We start from the raw sequence: 15,777 nt of genomic DNA, 5'->3' as shown, positions 1-15,777 counted from the left end.
TCCGACACACCCGGCTGGAGAGGTTCACCGATGCATTCTCGCCCCCGGTTGTCTTGAATGGACTCCGTGGAGATCCTGGCCGACGCCGCGACACTGGCGCTGTACACGACCGATGCCTCCAACTACCGGCACGTGCCCCACGGCGTGGTGCTGCCGCGGAGCGTCGACGAGGTGATCGCGGCGGTCGCCGCCTGCCGAGCGGCCGGGCTGCCGGTGATCGCCAGAGGCGGCGGTACCAGCGTCGCGGGCAACTCGTGCGGCCCGGGCGTCGTGATCGACACGTCCCGCCATCTGGGCGGTGTGCTCGCCCTCGATCCGGAAGCCAGGACGGCGAGGGTGGCACCCGGAACCGTCCTCGACCACCTTCAGGCGGTCGCCGCGCCGCACGGCCTCCGGTTCGGGCCCGACCCGTCGACGCATTCGCGCTGCACGATCGGCGGGATGATCGGCAACAACGCCTGCGGTTCGCATTCGGTCGCTTACGGGCGCACGGTCGATGTCGTCCGCGAACTGGATGTGCTGCTCTACGACGGCACTCGGCTGACCGTCGGGCCGACTTCGCCGTCCGAAGTGGACGAGCGAGCGGCCAGGCCCGGTACGGAAGGCCGGGTCTTTGCGGAGTTGCGTGCGCTCGTCCACGACAACCTGGCGCTACTGCGCACGGAACTGTCCACCTTCAGCAGGAGGGTGTCCGGATACGGCCTGGAACACTTGTTGCCGGAGCACGGTTTCGACGTCGCCAAGGCACTGGTCGGCAGCGAGGGCACCTGCGTCACCGTGCTGGAGGCGACGGTCTCCCTCGCCAAGGTGCCGGACCGCAAGGTGCTCGCGGTACTCGGTTTCGAGTCCGACATCGCCGCCGCCGACGCCGTCCCGGCGATCCTGCCGTGGTCGCCGTTGACCGTGGAGGGCGTCGACGCGGACCTCGTCGCGCTGCTGGAACCGGGCCGCGCCGACGGACTTCCGCCGGGTGGAGCCTGGTTGTTCGTCGAAATGACCGATCCGGACAAGGCACGCGGGCTGATCGCGGAACTACACGGCGCTTTGACCGGGTCCGCGCTGCTGGACGACACGGCCGCGCAAAAGCGACTGTGGCGGATCCGGGAGGAGGGCGCCGGTCTCGCGACGCGACTGGCCGGTGGCGAGGAAGCCTGGCCCGGTTGGGAGGACGCCGCCGTCCCACCCGCGCGGTTAGGTGCCTACTTGCGCGAGTTCAAGGAACTCATGCGGAAGCACGGCCGCAAAAGCGTGGTCTACGGCCACTACGGCGAGGGCTGCCTGCATCTGCGGCTGGACTTCGATCTGCTTTCCCCGCGAGGGATCGCCGGATTCCGGTCGTTCCTCGAAGAGGCCGCCGACCTGGTCGCCGCGCACGGTGGTTCGCTGTCCGGGGAACACGGCGACGGCCAAGCCCGTTCGGAACTGCTGCCCCGGATGTACAGCCCAGAGATTCTCGCGCTTTTCGCGCGGTTCAAGGGGATCTTCGACCCGGACGGCAGAATGAACCCCGGTATCCTCGTCGATCCGAGGCCGGTCGACGCCGATCTCCGGGTGCGGCGAGCGCCGCTGGACCTCGAAGACGTCACCGCGCTCGCGTACCCGGAGGATCAAGGGAGCTTCGGGCAGGCGATGCGGCGCTGCGTCGGTGTCGGGAAATGCCGCGACACCGCCGGTGCGGCCGTGATGTGCCCGAGTTACCGCGCCACCCGCGAGGAGAAGCACTCGACGCGGGGCCGCGCGCATCTGCTCGCCGAGATGGTGAACGGCGAACTGATCACCGACGGCTGGCGCTCCGAAGAGGTCGCCGAGGCGCTGGATCTCTGCCTGTCGTGCAAGGGCTGCCTATCCGATTGCCCGGTCGATGTCGACATGGCGACCTACAAGGCGGAATTCCTGCACCAGCACCACAAGGGGCGGCTGCGCCCGGCGTCGCACTATTCGATGGGCTGGCTGCCGGTGTGGCTGCGTGCGGCGTCACTGGCGCCGCGGCTGGCGAACACGTTGTCGCGCCGGTTCTCCGGTCTGCTGAAGAAGCTCGGCGGGATCGCGCCGGAGCGGGAGCTGCCGACGTTCGCCGGGACGTCGTTCACCGGGCGCCGCGAGGATCTCCGGCGGTGGGCGACCGGTACCCGGCCCGTCGTGCTGTGGCCCGATTCCTTCAACAACTACCTGACCCCGGACGTCCTCGACGCCGCGGCCGAGGTGCTCACCGCGGCGGGCTACGACGTCGTCCTGCCCGATCGCGGCGTCTGCTGCGGTCTCACCTGGGTGTCCACCGGACAGCTCGACGTGGCGAAGAAGGTGTTGCGCCACACGCTTTCCGTTCTCGAACCGTACCTGCGGTCGGGATATCAGGTCGCCGGGCTGGAGCCGAGTTGCACGGCGCTCTTCCGCGGCGACCTCGAAGCCCTGCTGCCGGGTGACCCGGTCGCGAAACTGCTCGCCGGGCAGACCAGGACGTTCGCCGAGCTCATCGAAGACTCGCCGCTCGAATTCCGGTCGCTGGACGTCGAAGCACTCAGCCAGGTGCACTGTCACCAGCACGCCGTGCTCGGCTTCGGCGCCGACGAGGCCGCGATGCGCGCCGCGGGTATCCACAATTCCACCATGGATTCCGGCTGCTGTGGATTGGCCGGCAACTTCGGCTTCGAACGCGGGCATTACGACGTATCCGTCGCCTGCGCCGAGGATCGCATGCTGCCCGCGATCCGCGCCGCGGCCGAGGGCACCGAAGTGGTCGCGGACGGGTTCAGCTGCCGGACGCAGATCGAGCAACTCGACGGACGCAAGGCCGTGCACCTGGCCGAACTGCTACGGCGTGCGCTGCCCTAGAGCCTTTCCGGACCGGCGGCCCCGGCGATCGCGCTGTCGACGCGTTCACGCGGCCAGCCGAGTACGGCGGCCGCCCTGACCGTCACGCCGGGATCGGCACGGACCAGGGCGGCGAGCACGGTCAGCGCGTCGTCTCGTGCGGTGGCGCCGGGACTGTTCGCCATGGCGTCGGTGACGGTCGCGAAAAAGCGGCTCATCCGGTCCAGCCGCGCCCCGGCGGGGGAGGTGCGATCGAAGAGTTCGGCGCCATCGCGGGCGGTGTCCGCCCAGGTCGCGTTCGTACGGGCGCTCGAGAGCCAGGCGCGGAGCCAGACGTCGTCGTCGATGAAGTACCACTCGCGCCTTCCCCGATGCGTACGCCGGACGACTTCCAGTCCTTCGAGGTAGGAGACGGCTTTGGACACCGAGGCGGGGCTGACCTGGAGCAGTCGGACCAGCTCGGCCGAGGTCAGCCCGCCCGAGTTCGTGGTGACCAGGCGCGCGAGCACCCGCGCGGCCATCCGAGGCAAGCCGCTCCGGACCATCATCTCGGCGAAGCGGTCCGCGTAACCCCGTACCGCGGCCGGCTCCCCGTCCAGCGAGTCCAGAGTGGACGAATCGGCAAACGGGCCGCCTCCGCCTCGCCTGCCGCGCCAGATGGTGGCGTGCTGGGCGTGGTTCGCCCGGTAGCCGCGGCGCCCGCCGTTGCGGGCGACCTCGCGGCTGATGGTCGACGTCGGCCTGCCCAAGCGGCGCGCGATTTCGGCGAACCCGAGGTTCTCGGCCAATCCCGAAGCGATCCGCTCACGGTCTTCCCCGGTGAGCCTTCCCGATGTCACCGGCCCAGTGTGCGTCAGGGGCAATATCAATGCAACGTCGTTGCGTTTCACGGGAAGGCCAATGCAATGAACTGGGGCTGTCAACGGATATTCGACGGAAAGTCGCCGTATGAGCATTGACGATCGAGGAAAGACGACTTTAGCGTCCGTGGTGCCTGAAAGGGGGCGACATGATCAAGACCGCAGTGCGGCGAGTACTCGACCGGGCGATGGCCGAGGGCGGGATACCCGGCATCCTCGTCGAAATCCGCGAGGGGGCCGGCAGTCGGTCCGATGAGCGGAAACGCTCGCCCGAGGACAGGTTCCGCATCGGAAGTATCACCAAGACGTTCACCGCCACGGTGCTCTTGCAGCTGGCGGCCGAGAACAAGGTGAGGCTCGACGATCCGGTGGGAAAGTGGTTGCCCGGGCTGGTGGAGGGGAACGGTCACGACGGGGACGAAATCCCCCTCCGGCGGCTGCTCGACCACACCAGCGGGATCGCCAACCACACGGAGGATCCCGAGGCGTTGAGCGAGTACGAGACCTACACGCCGCGGCAACTCGTCGATATCGCCCTACGGCGTCCGGCCGCCTTCAAGGCCGGTACGGACTGGGCGTACTCGAACACCAACTACGTGCTGGCCGGGATGATCGCGGAGCGGGTCACCGGACGGGACCTCGCCGCCGAGATCGCCACGCGGATCACCGTCCCGCTCGGCCTGAGCGGGACACGCCTGCCGCGGGCGGGTGACGAGACCCTCGGCGAGCCCCATTCCCGTCATCACACGAAGCTGTTCTCGCCCGATCCCGCCGCCGAGATTTACGACGCCACCGAACTGGAGCCGAGTCCGTACTGGGCGGCGGGCGGGATGGTCTCGACGGCCGGTGACCTCAACCGGTTCTTCGGTGCGTTGCTGGGCGGGCGGCTCCTGCCGCCGGAGCAGCAGCGGGCGATGTTCACCACCATCCCGACCAAGAATTGGCTGCCCGCCACGACGTATGGCCTCGGCGTCTCGTCCGTGACGTTGCCCGACGGCACCGAGTTGTGGGGGATGGGCGGCGCTCTGTTCGGTTCGTGGTCTTACGTCTACGGTTCCCGCGACGGTGGGCACCTGCTCGCGGTCAACGTCAACGGCGACTGGACCTCCGGTCCGTGGGATGATGCGAGCGGCGTCTTCACCGACCTGCTGGTGGCGGAGTTCTGTTGAGCCGCGCGTCGCGTTCGGCGTATCCCTTCAGTGTCAGCAGCTGTTTCCGCATCATGACCAGGTCACCCCAGCCGAGCAGGAACTCCTTCAGGCGGCCTCGGAGTCCCTTCGAGGTCACGACGATGCGGCACAGCATCCGGCACGACCGCTCGTCGATCGCCTCGACTGAGTACGTGGCCGCCACCGGGCCGAACAGCTTCTCGGACTTGGCGAAAGTGCGGCCGGTGAGGCTGTGCCCCCGGTCGACCTCGGTCAGCTCGAACACGATCAGCGTGTCGCCGGGAGCGAGGTCGTCGGCGCCGGGCGTGAGTGCGCGCGGACTGCGGTGCCCCAGGTTGTCGAGCAGGTCGTAGCTGTAGGGCGCGACCGAGATCTGGCAGAGCCAGCGGTAGGCGAGCGCGGCGGGCGCCTGCACGGTGACCGCGCGGTCGAACCGCGCGACAGGACCGTCGAGCAAGGTGTCCGCCGGCTGCGCGCGGCGGCGTTCTTCCGGGGTCGCGCCCCAGTTCGCGGGTGATCCGAAACGCATGGTGACTCCCGTACGGTGCCGTATGTTTTTCCGTACGGTAGCGTATGCAAGGTGGCCGGGAAACGGAAGCTCGCCCGCGAGGATTGGGCGGACGCGGCGCTCGAAGCGCTGTGCGACGGCGGGGTCGCCGCGATCGCCGTCGAACCCATCGCGGCGAAACTCGGGACGACGAAAGGCAGCTTCTACTGGCATTTCGCCAACCGGGACGCGCTGGTCGAAGCCGCCGTGCGCCGCTGGGCCGAGCAGCACACCGAGGCGTTGATCTCGTTGCTGGACGGGATCTCGGATCCGGTGCGGCGGCTGCGTGAACTTTTCGAACTCGTCTTCGGGGTGAAGGACGACCAGCGGGCCGAGCTGGCGCTGCTCGCCCATGCCGTCGACCCGGTGATCGGCCCGCTGCTCGCCGACGTCACCGCGCGGCGTGTCGATTTCATCGTCCGGTGCTTCCGGGAGATGGGCTGTCCCGAAGCCGAGGCCCGGCATCGTGGTCTGCTGGCCTACACGGCCTTCATCGGGTTGATCCAGGCGCAGCGGGCGAGCGGCGGCACACTGCTGTCCGCGGCCGATCGGCCGGGCTATCTGGAGTTCCTGCGCGGGATTATCACGCGGTGAGAGGGATCTTCGGCTCTTCGGGGAGGTGACCGGCCGGAGCCTTCCGACGGTGCGGCCCACCACCCATCATCGGCCCATGACAGCCACGTATCCCGCGGCCAAGAACCACGCCGCGACCCCGATGGGCGCGATCTACGCCGAGTGTCCGCCGATGTCCCGGGTCGTCTTCCCCAGCGGCTGCGAAGGCTGGCTGGTGACCCGGTACGAAGACGTCCGCTTGATCTTCTCGGATCCGCGGTTCTCCCGGAACCTGCTCGATCCCGGCGCGCCGTGCCTCATCGAGCCGGGCGACTTCTCCACCGGTGAGCACAGCATTCTGAACATGGACCCGCCGGATCACACGCGGCTGCGGAAGCTGTCGGCGCCGGCTTTCACCGTCCGCCGGATCGCCGCGCTGCGGCCGCGGATCCAGGAGATCGCCGACGATCTCCTTCGCGTGCTGGCCGGGCAGGGCCCGCCGGTGGATCTCGTGGAGACCTTCGCCTTCCCGCTGCCCACCGCGGTCATGTGCGAAATCCTCGGTGTCCCGTTCGAAGGCAAGGAACGGTTCCGCCAGTGGTCGCGGGTGATCGTCACGCCGATGGCCTACACCCCGGCGGAAGTGGCGCAGGCCCGGCGTGACGGGGCGGAGGACATGGCCGCGCTCGTCACCGTCAAGCGCGCGAAGCCGGGCGAGGACCTGCTGAGCGTCCTCGTGCACACCCGTGATGAGGACGGTGACCGGTTCACCGAGGCCGAGTTGATCGATCTGGCCACCCAGCTCCTGCTGGCCGGGCACGAGACGACGGTCAGCCTGATCGCGACCGGGATCGTGCTGCTGTCGGAGCATCCGGACCAGTTCGCCGCGCTGCGTTCGGATCCCGATCTGACGGCGGGGGCCGTCGAGGAGATCATGCGCTTCGACGGCCCGGCCGAGGCGTCGCTGCTCCGGGTCGCGCTGGAGGACGTCGAACTGAGTGGTGGCCTGGTCCGGCGCGGTGAGGCCGTGCTGGCGCACACCGGTGCGGCGAACCGCGACGAGAGCGCCTTTCCCGGCGCGTCGCGGTTCGACATCCGGCGCCGGAACGCGCCACAACTCGGCTTCGGGCACGGCATTCACTTCTGCCTCGGCGCGGCACTCGCGCGGCTCGAAGGGGAGATCGCGTTCCGGACCCTGCTCGACGGACTGCCGGGACTGGATCTCGCCGTTCCTCTCCCGGAAATCGTGTGGCGGCCGCCGCTCTCGCTTCGCGGCCCGGAAGCCGTGCCGGTGACGTGGGCTACCACCAAACGCGGCTGAGGCTCTCCAGCGTCGGTTCTTCCGGCGCCGGAAGAACCTTGAAGTACCACGTGAAATTGCTGTAGACGTGCAAAAGCGCATACGCCAGGCAGCGCCGCGAGAACCCATCGTCCCGATCGACGCCGTACCCGGTGAGCAGCCGCCGCAGGAAGTCCTTGTCCCCGCCGGAAACGAACAGGCCGACGGCGACGAAGTCGTACTCGGCGGCACCCCGCATCGCGGGTTCGAAGTCGAAGAGGCCGGTCAGCCGGGGGCGTTCGCCGTCGTGGGTGACCATGACGTGGTCGCGCATGAACTCGGTGTGCAGCGGGACGACGGGAGGTGAGCCCAGCTCGACGGAATCGAGGAACGCCGGGATCTGCGCGATCCAGCTTTCGCCGAGGCCGGTCCGGCGGTGCTGCTCGACGGCGTTCGCGCGCTGCTCGGCGACGAACGAGGCCCAGTCCGGCGGATCCAGGACGTCCAGCCGCGGGTCGCGCAGCGAATGCAAGGCGGCCAGCGCCTCGCCGAGTTCGGGAGCGATCAGGTGCTTGTCCTCTGTGGACAGTTTGGGCCAGGCGTTTTTCAGTGTTTCGCCGCGCAGACGCTCCATGAGCACGTAGCCCCAGCCGTCCCGCTCGCCGACGTCGTGCACGGCGGGCGTCGGGATCGGGAGCTTGCCGTGCAGGACCTCGAGCATCGTCTGCTCGGTGGGGAGTTCGTCGAGATGCACCGGCGGGAACAGCTTGAGTACCAGGTCTTCGCCGACGGCGTAGACAGGCAGTGAGCCTTCGGTGAACGGGACGACCTCGCCGAGCCCGAGCGACCCGGTCAGCGAGGTCACCGCCGGAAGCAGGTCTTGCCTGGTCAGGGCGTCGAACTCGGCTTCGGTGCCGGCGGGCGGGAACGAGGTCACGACACCGACCGTAGAACAGCGGGGCCGGGGACGGCGACGCAATTACCCGCTGCGCTCCAGCAGCGTCCGTGCCGCGCCGAGCACGAGACGGCAGACGTCGTCGGGATCCGCGCTGGCCAGAGGTTCCTTGCCGGTGATCTCGCGGACGAGGCCGATCCCGAGCAGCCAGGCCAGAACGAGGTCGGCCCGCAGATCGGCGTCGTCGGCGTCGGTCAGCGTGGCCAGCACCTTCGCGTACTCCTCGCCGAGTTGCCGCCGGACCGTGGCCGCCGCGCTGTCGTGCCCGGTCGAGCGCAGGTAGGCGTCGAGTGTGCGATCCCGCCCGGTGTCGGACTCCAGCATGCTGCGTAACGCGGTCCCGAGCAGTTCGTCCGGTGGGGTGGTGGCGATCTGCTCGCGTCCGCCGCGCGCCAGTACCTCCTCGAAGAGCGCGTCCTTCGAGCCGAAGTAGCGGAACAGCAGTGCCTGATTGGCTCCGGCGAGCTTCGCGATGTCTCGCACGGTCGTCCGGTCGAAGCCGCGTTCGGCGAACAGAGCCGCCGCCGCGTCGAGCAAGGCCGCCTTTGTCGCGGCCGCGTCACGCTTGCGGACCTGCGGTTCTTCGGTCATCGGGCACAGGCTAGCCGGACGTCGCACGGTAGGCGCATTGACGCGTTCCGTGATCGTGGTTAGCGTTGTAAGCAGTTGCTTACAAACCGTCGAGCCGGGGGGTTTCCGGAAAAATGACCACCACAGGACCTGAGATTCTCGCCTATCCCTTCAATCAGGACGCGGGACTCGAACTCGACGAGGCCTACGCCGCCGCCCGTGCCGCCGAGGGCATGCTCCGCGTCCGTCTCCCGCACGGCGAGCCGGCGTGGCTCGCCACCCGCTACGCCGACGCGCGTCTCGTGCTGGGTGACCGGCGGTTCTCCCGCGCGATGGCCGTGGACAAGGACGAGCCGCGGATGGCGCCGGGCAGGCGGCCCGGCGGGATCCTGAGCATGGATCCGCCCGACCACACGCGGCTGCGCACGCTGGTCGCGAAGGCGTTCACCATGCGCCGCGTCGAACTGCTGCGGCCGCGGGTCGCGGACCTGGCGGCTGGCCTGATCGTGGACATGAAGACCAAGGGACAGCCCGCCGACCTGGTCGAGGACTACGCGCTGCCGATCCCGGTCGCGGTGATCTGCGAACTGCTCGGCGTCCCCGTCGAAGACCGGCCGAAGTTCCGTGTGTGGAGCGACGCCGCGCTGTCGACCAGCCCGTTGACCACCGAAGAGATGATGGCCAACCAGGAAGAACTGCGGGCGTACATGCACGTGCTCGTCGAAGAGCACCGTGCCCGGCCCCAGGACGACCTGATGACCGCGCTGATCGAAGCACGCGACGTCCGCGACAGGCTGAGCGAGCTGGAACTGGTCGACCTGTGCATCGGCATCCTGATCGCCGGGCACGAAACCACCGCCAGCCAGATCCCCAACTTCGTCTACGCCCTGCTCGAACAGCCGGACCAGCTCGCCCGCCTGCGCGGGGACCTGGACCTGATCCCGGCCGCGGTCGAAGAACTGATGAGGTTCATTCCACTGGGTGCCGGAGCCGGGTTCGCCCGGTACGCCACCGAAGACATCCAGGTGGGGGACGTGCTGGTGAAGGAAGGCGAGCCGGTGATGGTCGCGATCGGCGCCGCCAACCGGGACGCACTCCAGTTCACCTCGGCGGAAGCCCTCGAATTCGGCAGGGAAGTCAACCCCCACCTCGGTTTCGGGCACGGCGTGCACCACTGCCTCGGCGCACCCCTGGCGAGGCTGGAACTGCAGGAGGTTTTGCGGGCTTTGTTGCGTGATCTTCCCGGACTGCGCCTCGACGGCGATATCGTGTGGAAGACGCAGATGCTGGTGCGGGGACCCCGCTCCATGCCGATCGGATGGTGACCATGAGCTGGAATGTCGAGGTCGATGGCGGGACGTGCATCGGCTCGGGAATGTGCGCTTCGCTGATGCCGGAGGTCTTCGAACTGGAGGGTGCCACGGCGACAGTGGTCGCGGGGGAGGTGAGTCCGGACGAGATGGTGCTGGACGCGGCGGACTCCTGCCCCGCGATGGCGATCGAGGTGACGGAGAAGGGTGAGGTGATCGGGCCGCGGCCCTGATCTTCGCCCGTTAATACGTGGCGGTCGTCGGTGAAAAGGCGTAGGACGACTGGGTGACCGATGATGGCCTGACCCTTCGTAACCTGACCACCGACGACCTGCCCGCACTCTCGGACATGCTGGCCCGCACGTTCCTCACCGACCCCTCGGAAGGGTTCCAGTACCGTGAGGGGCTGGTGTTCGAACCCGAGCGTTCGCACGGCGTCTTCGACGGTGACGAACTGATCGGGATGGGGGAGATCCTCAGCCGGAAGATCACCCTGCCGGGTGCCGGGCCGACACCGTTCGCCGGGATCACGTCGGTCGGCGTCGCTCCGGGACATCGGAGGCGGGGCGCGCTCACCCGCGTCATGCGGGCGCAGCTCCACGGCCTGCACGAGGACGGCGCCGAGCCGATCGCCGCACTGTGGGCCTCCGAAGCCGTCATCTACCCCCGCTTCGGCTACGGCCTCGCGACGCAGTTCTACCGCGCGAAGGTGCGCGCGAAGTCCGCGTTCCGGCCCGGCGTCGAACTCGAAGCCGAGCGCGTGCGCGAAGTCGGCCGCGAGCAGGCGATCCCGCTGATCAAAGCGATCTACGAGAAGGAAGCGTCACAACGGGTCGGCGCGCTGGACCGGCCGGGGGCGACGTGGGAGTTGAACCTCGACGACCCGGAGCGGCGAAGGAACGGCGCGACCGCGCTGAGGTTCGCCGTCCTGTCGGACGGCTACGTGATCTACCGGCTGAAGAACGACTGGAATGAGGAAGGCCCGCGAGGGACGTTGACCGTGCAGGAACTGGTCGCGACCACGTCGGAGGCCTACGCGACGCTGTACCGCTTCCTGCTCGACTACGACCTGGTCTTCACCGTGGAGACGTTCGCCGCCCTCGACGAACCGCTCATCCACCTTCTCGCCAATCCCCGCGCCATGACCCGGTCCGCCGGTGACTCCCTGTGGGTCCGGCTCGTCGACGTCGATCGGGCCCTGGTCACCCGCCGCTACGGCGTCCCGGTGGATCTGGTGTTCGGTGTGCGCGACGCGTTCTGCCCGTGGAACACCGGGAACTGGCGGCTCGTCACCGATACCGATGGGAACGCCGAAGTGACCAGGGTGGAGGACGCGCCGGATCTCGAACTGGACGTGATCGACCTCGGCGCGATCTTCCTCGGCGGGACCCGGCCGAGCACGCTCGCCGCGGCCGGGCGGATCAAGGAACGGACCGCGGGGGCGGTTTCGCGGGCGACCGCGGCTTTCGCCGGCGACCGCGAGCCGTCCTGCCTGGAATCCTTCTAGGGCGGCATTACCTCGCGGGTAATCGACCTCATGTGGTCCTTCGCGCCAGAGTGACCTGGTGCGAAAAATCAACGGATTCTTGGGTGCGGCGGCTGTCCTGCTCGGTGCGATGCTCGCGCAAACCGGGACGGCGACGGCGAAAACAGGTGAGGACTGCCCGATCCTGGAACAGCTGGGTGATCGTGTCGAAGGCACGGTGTCACCGGGCGCCTGCGCCTTCATCGCGAAACAGACGGAATTCGGGGCAATGCGCTCGGACACGCCTGAGGCGCGAGAAGCTCGCGTTCGGTTGTACGGCACCATATTCGCCACCGACGGGACGCTCGCGGAATCGGGCAGCGCCCCGCCGATGCGAGGCAGAGCCGCTATCGAGACCAATCTGCGGACCCTGCTGGGCGCCTTCCCGACTTTCCGGTTCACCCCGGTGAAGATCGTGGTGAACGGCGATGCGGTCTTCTACGAGGCGAGCAACGAAGCGGTGATCCACGGCCGGATGGTGCGGTACCCGGCCGTCTACCGGGTGGTGCTCAAGGGAGGCGAAGTCACCCAAGGCCGCCGCTATCACGATCGGACGGAATGGTTCCGCCCGATCGAGAGGGATGCTCTCCGTGAACTGTTCGCCGGTGTCGCCGACGACTGCCCGAGGAGGGGGCCTGCCTTCATCGGGCCGGGACTGACGACGCCGGTGACGGACCCGGTCTGCCACGGCGCCTACCTCGGCAGGTTGTCGGGCGCGATGACCGACGTCCGGCTGAAGGCCGATCAGTCGGCGGCCGGTCCGCGCACGCGGTTCCAGGAATACCACGGAACCGTACGGGCGAAAGGGCGGACGATCGATTACGGGATGATCGTGGGCAACGGGCCAGGCGGGGTCCGGTACTACTTCGACACGCTTCCGCTGAACTACGACGACACCGAGACGGCCGTACTGTTCGGCAAGCTGCTCACGGGCACAGCACCCCCTGCTCGGTGACCACCGCGGTCACCAGCTCGAACGGCGTCACGTCGAAGGCCGGGTTGAAGACCCGCGCGCCTTCGGGGGCGACCTTCGTTCCGCCGAAGCTCAGGACCTCGCCGGGATCGCGTTCCTCGATCACGATCCCGGCGCCGTTTCGCATCGTGATGTCCACAGTGGACGATGGGGCGACGACCACGAACGGGATTCCGTGGTGCTTCGCCGCGATCGCCAGGCCGTAGGTGCCGATCTTGTTGGCGACGTCACCGTTCGCGGCGATGCGGTCGGCGCCGACGAGCACACAGTCGACCAGGCCGCGGCTCATCGCGGCGGCGGCCGCACCGTCGGGCTGGATCCGGTACGGGACACCGGCTTCGGCCAGTTCCCAGGCGGTCAGGCGGGAACCCTGCAACAGCGGCCTCGTCTCGTCGACCAGCACGGACTCGACCAGGCCGCGAGCGTTCAGGTGCCAGACGACACCGAGCGCACTGCCCCAGGCGACCGTCGCGAGGTGGCCGGCGTTGCAGTGGCTGAGCAGCCGCAACGGCCGCCGCTCGCAGTTTTCGAGCACCACGGCGGCCGCGAGCCGGGAAGCCTCGTGGTTGATCCGCTCGTCCTCGTCGAGGATCTCCAGCGCTTCGGCGAGGACGGCTTCGGGCCCCTCCGGGAGCTTCGCGAGCGCCCGGGAAACGCCCCAGCTCAGGTTGACCGCGGTCGGCCGGGCCTTGGCGACGCGTTCCGCCTCGGCCCCGACGTCACCTTTCGCGCGGGTCGCGAGCACCACGCCGAGCGCCCCCGCCGCGCCGAGCGCCGGTGCCCCGCGGACCGCGAGGCGCTGGATGGCGTCGACGAGCTCGCCGACCGTGCGCAGTTCGAGCACGCGGTACTCGGCGGGCAGCGCGGTCTGGTCGATGATCGTGACCGCGTCGCCGGTCCAGTCGATCGTCCTGCGCATGACTCCCCCGTGAAATCCGGTTGTCCGGTCGCGGCCGCCTCGATGAGGATGCGGCTCGTGACCATTCAACGCCACCATCCGCCCGGTCTGCACCCCACGCCCACCTACCACCACGTGACCATCGTCGAAGGACGGCGGGACATCCACCTCGCCGGCCAGTGCCCGCTCTCCGAAGACGGCAAGGTCGTCGAGGGCGACGTGCTCGCCCAGGTCGACCAGGTCGTCGCGAACACCGCCGCCGCGCTCGCCTTCGCCGAGGCGACCCCGGCCGACGTCGTACGCACGGTGCTCTACGTGGTGACGCCGGACGCGGACGTGCTTTCGGCCGTATGGGACCGGTTCGTCGAGTCGGAGATCGGGGAGGCCTTCACGACCGCGAGCACCCTGCTCGGTGTCGCGCAGCTCGGCTACCCCGGGCAGCTCGTCGAACTCGACGTCACCGCCGCCACGTCCTGACCCCGTCACCGCGACTGGGTCGGGGTGGTCTCGAGTGGCGATTCTGGTTCTGGTGGACCCGTATTTGCCTACCCACCGAGCGGTTTCGTCCCGTAGGTCTCGCATCGAACGGCGACCCGGCGAGTTGAGCGTCCCCGATCCTCCCTTGATCAAGGTCCGGGTCGGGCGCGGCTTCCTGACGAGGTAGGAATTAGGACGCTGAACGTCCCAATTCCTACCCAGTCAGCCCCTGCGCAGGACCGGGCAGGTAAGCAATCCGGATCCGCCCTCACCACTCACGAGGCTCTTGTGCCGCGCGTGATCGGTTGGACGACACGAATGCGGGCTGCGCGGCGTGTCGTCCATCCCGTCACGCGTGTCGTCACTCTGGTCACGCGACATCGCCATCGGCGCACCGCGGTAGGTACCTAAGACACCCTTGGCCCTGACACGAATTCCTGCTCACCGGGAATCTTCTGTCCGGACCTGGGGAAGCGGGGTGGTCAGGTGATGATCGTGACGACCGGATCCCCTGCCTTCGCGGACCCGGCGAAGAAGGTCACGAGTTCGTCGTAGTAGCCCCGCACGTAGTCCAACGCGTCAGGCTCGTCCCAGATCGACGGGTAGATGCCGTTCGCCTCGAGCTGCGAGAGCTCGACGCCTCGCGACAGCTGTTCGAACCGGGTTCGCGACAGCTCCGCGGCGACGTTCCCCACCTCGTCGGCCGTGAAGTACCGCGCCGGTCCGTCACCGCCCTCTTCCCCCAGCAGTGTCCCGCCCAGCACGAAGTCGACCTCGAACCCGGCCCGTTCGGTCAGGAACCACAAGGCGTGCCACGCCTTGTCGATGTCCACGGCCCGCTCGGTGTCCCTGGTTTTCTCGGCGTACTCCCAGTACTGATCGGGCTCCTCGATCAGCTCACGCAGTTCACCGGACGTGACGCGAAAGTACGCACCGCACATGCCCATCGGTCAAAGCCCCGCCATGATGTCGGTCTCGGTGATACCCGGCCCCTGACCTGCGCGGATGAACCACTCGGTGCCGAACGCCTGCGCGAAACCCTCGTCGGGCATCGCGAGGAAGAACGAGTCCTCACTGATCTGACTGGCGTGCGCGCGCATCGCGGCCCGCTTCTGCGGCAGGTACGCGGAGACGTCGACCCTCGCCGTCAGCACCGCCTCCGGCTTGCCGAACTCGGCACCGCTCTCGTCGAAGTCGGGCAGGTCCTCGGCCTTCATCTGCCCTGCCCGCACCGCCTCCTCCATCCCGCGGCGCATCTCGTCACTGTTGCTCGTGGCCTCGTAGACCCGCGGCGTGCCCGCCAGCTCGGCCGCCCGCATGCCGACGCGGTACACCTGGATGTGGTCCGGATGCCCGTAGCCGCCGTTGTCGTCGTAGACGGTCAGGACGTCGGCCTGCTCCTCGCGCAGGATCTCGGCCAGCCGCTGTGCTGCCTCCTCGACGTCGGCCTGCCAGAACGTGCCGGGCACGTCGTTACGCGGCTCGCCCATCATGCCGGAATCCGTGTACCCCAGGAACTCCACGCGCTTGGCCCCCAGCACCTCGGCCGAAGCGTGCGTCTCCTGCACGCGGCGCTGCCACAACTCCTCTCCGTCGTCGAGGAAGCCGTCCGGAACCTCGCCGACCTCGCCCCTGGTCGCGACGACGAGCACGACACGGTGACCTTCCTCGAAGGCCTTGCGCATGACGCCGCCCGCGACGATGCACTCGTCGTCGGGGTGGGCGTGAAAACTCACCAATGTGGCCATGGTGGGGAAACTACCGGGAGGCACCGACATATTCCGGCGCGCACCCACCCGCATAACGGTTGGCCATCCGCGTGTTGCGGATCCGGCCGCTCACCCGACTCAA

At 68.5% G+C, this 15,777-nt stretch carries 16 protein-coding genes; 9 read left to right on the top strand and 7 right to left on the bottom strand.

Annotation, left to right across the window (positions count from 1 at the left end; all coding sequences use genetic code 11):
- Positions 1–57 precede the first annotated feature (57 nt).
- The gene (locus ACM6LU_RS29610) at positions 58–2,832 is read left to right on the top strand and encodes an FAD-binding and (Fe-S)-binding domain-containing protein (protein ID WP_414941083.1); all 2,775 of its coding nucleotides are present in this window, start codon (positions 58–60) and stop codon (positions 2,830–2,832) included.
- On the opposite strand, the gene ACM6LU_RS29605 is transcribed toward ACM6LU_RS29610, so the two are convergent.
- On the bottom strand, positions 2,829–3,650 hold the full coding sequence (locus tag ACM6LU_RS29605; RefSeq protein WP_414941082.1) for a helix-turn-helix domain-containing protein: 822 nt from the start codon (positions 3,648–3,650) through the stop codon (positions 2,829–2,831). The two genes, ACM6LU_RS29610 and ACM6LU_RS29605, sit on opposite strands and share 4 nt — an antisense overlap.
- A gap of 170 nt (positions 3,651–3,820) precedes the next feature.
- On the opposite strand from ACM6LU_RS29605, the gene ACM6LU_RS29600 reads away from it, so the two are divergent.
- Positions 3,821–4,840, top strand: coding sequence for a serine hydrolase domain-containing protein (locus ACM6LU_RS29600; RefSeq protein WP_414941081.1), 1,020 nt, complete (start codon positions 3,821–3,823; stop codon positions 4,838–4,840).
- Here the strand turns inward: ACM6LU_RS29600 and ACM6LU_RS29595 are convergent.
- Positions 4,809–5,369, bottom strand: coding sequence for a hypothetical protein (locus ACM6LU_RS29595; protein ID WP_414941080.1), 561 nt, complete (start codon positions 5,367–5,369; stop codon positions 4,809–4,811). The two genes, ACM6LU_RS29600 and ACM6LU_RS29595, sit on opposite strands and share 32 nt — an antisense overlap.
- A 51-nt stretch (positions 5,370–5,420) precedes the next feature.
- Between ACM6LU_RS29595 and ACM6LU_RS29590 the strand changes: the two genes are divergently transcribed.
- Positions 5,421–5,981: a TetR/AcrR family transcriptional regulator gene (locus ACM6LU_RS29590; protein WP_414941079.1), complete on the top strand. Its 561-nt coding sequence runs from the start codon at positions 5,421–5,423 to the stop codon at positions 5,979–5,981.
- 76 nt (positions 5,982–6,057) lie between these two features.
- A complete protein-coding gene (locus ACM6LU_RS29585; protein WP_414941078.1) occupies positions 6,058–7,260 on the top strand; it encodes a cytochrome P450 in 1,203 nt (400 codons plus the stop codon).
- Here ACM6LU_RS29585 and ACM6LU_RS29580 read toward each other — a convergent pair.
- Positions 7,241–8,155, bottom strand: a complete 915-nt coding sequence (locus tag ACM6LU_RS29580; protein ID WP_414941077.1) for a phosphotransferase family protein — start codon at positions 8,153–8,155, stop codon at positions 7,241–7,243. The two genes, ACM6LU_RS29585 and ACM6LU_RS29580, sit on opposite strands and share 20 nt — an antisense overlap.
- 42 nt (positions 8,156–8,197) lie before the next feature.
- Positions 8,198–8,764 carry a TetR family transcriptional regulator gene (locus ACM6LU_RS29575; RefSeq protein WP_414941076.1) on the bottom strand — a complete coding sequence of 189 codons (567 nt, stop codon included), beginning with the start codon at positions 8,762–8,764 and terminating at the stop codon, positions 8,198–8,200.
- A 113-nt stretch (positions 8,765–8,877) separates the two neighbouring features.
- Here ACM6LU_RS29575 and ACM6LU_RS29570 point away from each other — a divergent pair, with 113 nt between their 5' ends.
- The 4 genes from ACM6LU_RS29570 to ACM6LU_RS29555 are packed head-to-tail and all read left to right on the top strand — an operon-like array spanning position 8,878 to position 12,533.
- Entirely contained in the window at positions 8,878–10,068 is a 1,191-nt protein-coding gene (locus tag ACM6LU_RS29570) for a cytochrome P450 (RefSeq protein WP_414941075.1), read from the top strand.
- Between the two features lie 2 nt (positions 10,069–10,070).
- The gene (locus tag ACM6LU_RS29565; RefSeq protein WP_414941074.1) at positions 10,071–10,286 is read left to right on the top strand and encodes a ferredoxin; all 216 of its coding nucleotides are present in this window, start codon (positions 10,071–10,073) and stop codon (positions 10,284–10,286) included.
- 53 nt (positions 10,287–10,339) lie between these two features.
- Entirely contained in the window at positions 10,340–11,560 is a 1,221-nt protein-coding gene (locus ACM6LU_RS29560; protein WP_414941073.1) for a GNAT family N-acetyltransferase, read from the top strand.
- Positions 11,561–11,618: 58 nt separating this feature from the next.
- Positions 11,619–12,533: a nuclear transport factor 2 family protein gene (locus tag ACM6LU_RS29555; protein ID WP_414941072.1), complete on the top strand. Its 915-nt coding sequence runs from the start codon at positions 11,619–11,621 to the stop codon at positions 12,531–12,533.
- On the opposite strand, the gene mtnA is transcribed toward ACM6LU_RS29555, so the two are convergent.
- Positions 12,505–13,470 carry an S-methyl-5-thioribose-1-phosphate isomerase gene (gene mtnA / locus ACM6LU_RS29550; protein ID WP_414941071.1) on the bottom strand — a complete coding sequence of 322 codons (966 nt, stop codon included), beginning with the start codon at positions 13,468–13,470 and terminating at the stop codon, positions 12,505–12,507. The genes ACM6LU_RS29555 and mtnA overlap by 29 nt on opposite strands.
- A 57-nt stretch (positions 13,471–13,527) precedes the next feature.
- On the opposite strand from mtnA, the gene ACM6LU_RS29545 reads away from it, so the two are divergent.
- The gene (locus ACM6LU_RS29545) at positions 13,528–13,926 is read left to right on the top strand and encodes a RidA family protein (protein ID WP_414941070.1); all 399 of its coding nucleotides are present in this window, start codon (positions 13,528–13,530) and stop codon (positions 13,924–13,926) included.
- A gap of 482 nt (positions 13,927–14,408) precedes the next feature.
- On the opposite strand, the gene ACM6LU_RS29540 is transcribed toward ACM6LU_RS29545, so the two are convergent.
- Together ACM6LU_RS29540 and ACM6LU_RS29535 are read right to left on the bottom strand one after the other, a co-directional pair.
- Positions 14,409–14,867 (bottom strand): YfbM family protein, encoded by a 459-nt coding sequence (locus tag ACM6LU_RS29540; protein WP_414941069.1) that lies wholly within the window; start codon positions 14,865–14,867, stop codon positions 14,409–14,411.
- A 9-nt stretch (positions 14,868–14,876) separates the two neighbouring features.
- A complete protein-coding gene (locus tag ACM6LU_RS29535) occupies positions 14,877–15,674 on the bottom strand; it encodes a PIG-L family deacetylase (protein ID WP_414941068.1) in 798 nt (265 codons plus the stop codon).
- Between the last annotated feature and the right edge of the window lie 103 nt (positions 15,675–15,777).

This window comes from Amycolatopsis sp. cmx-11-51 (assembly GCF_047608665.1).
In the GTDB taxonomy this organism is placed as follows: Bacteria; Actinomycetota; Actinomycetes; order Mycobacteriales; family Pseudonocardiaceae; genus Amycolatopsis.
Note: the sequence above shows the minus strand (reverse complement) of the source record. Positions and strands in the feature narration are given on the sequence as shown.